The 1,137-nt window shown below is 42.7% G+C and carries 2 protein-coding genes; both read left to right on the top strand.

Going from position 1 to position 1,137, the window contains the following annotated elements:
* A partial coding sequence (locus A3763_RS18810) for a divergent polysaccharide deacetylase family protein (RefSeq protein ID WP_197482977.1) occupies positions 1–433 on the top strand: 433 nt, incomplete at its 5' end.
* 158 nt (positions 434–591) lie between these two features.
* Positions 592–1,137, top strand: a 546-nt coding sequence (locus A3763_RS18805; protein ID WP_197482976.1) for a CZB domain-containing protein, incomplete at its 3' end; no start/stop codon positions are given.

The raw sequence follows: 1,137 nt of genomic DNA, 5'->3' as shown, positions 1-1,137 counted from the left end.
CTTTTTCTTGGATAGTCGCACCTCTGCCAACTCGGTTGCCGCCAAAATTGCCGCAGCGCACCAAATCCCTAACATAAGCCGGGATGTTTTTCTTGACCATTTTCAAACCCGAAAATTTGTTCAAGCTCAGTTTATCAAGCTAGTCGAACTAGCAAAGAAGAATGGCACAGCCATAGCAATCGCCCACCCTCACAAAGTCACAGTTGAATACTTGAGCTGGGCTCTGACAAAGCTTGACGAAAAAGGTATCAGTATCGCTTCTGCTAGCGCTATCTGGCAAATACAAAACCCTGGACAGAGCATGCAAAACATCTTTGCTGCAAGAAACAAAGTTCCTCGACTAGCACAAAGTAAATCATCCACGTCAGACACCTTAAAGCACGCAAACTACAGCCCGCAAAGAATTCCGCAAGAATATCAAGACACCCTATAAATTCTTCCTACCGATCCATAAACAGTTATTTTTCGTGATAATTAATTTAGTCGATCTTTACTGGTCAGATTTTCTATCAGGTCTATACTAAATATGCGCGGTGCCTCCGCACTTTCAAGGATTATAGCGAACACATTTCAAACCCGAGGTTTATCACCATGTCCGGCAAAAATATAGACAGCTTATTTCACGACGGCACTCTTGCTGCGATTACCTTTATGACGGCTGACGCCGCATTTGCCATCCCTCTGGAACAAGTACTTTATATTGAGAAAGACGTGAAAAGAAACCTTCAGGTAAATGAGCTTGATGAGTTTAATCACGAAGTGATTACCTTCCAGAACAACACTGTTCAGCTGTACGATTTTAATCAGCTTATTGGTTCTGAAAATCACCAGACCCTAATGAACAACCTGGTTGCCAAACTGAACGAAATGGAGCAGCAACATAGAGATTGGCTTGATGCACTAGAGTCATCACTTAAAAACAACACGCCCTTTACTAAAGCGCTTGACCCTAACAAATGCGCTTTTGGCATGTGGTACAACCAGTTCGAAACAGATATTGAAGAGCTTAAAGAAGCCCTCCTGCGCTTTGATGAACCCCATAAAAAGTTACACGGTTTAGCTGAAACCTTACTCAACTTAAATCAGACTGATCACGACGAAGCAATGAAGATTCTGAACACCGAAAGACAAACCACG

The sequence above is a fragment of the Oleiphilus sp. HI0128 genome, from assembly GCF_001635365.1.
This window is presented reverse-complemented; position numbering and strand designations above follow the sequence as displayed.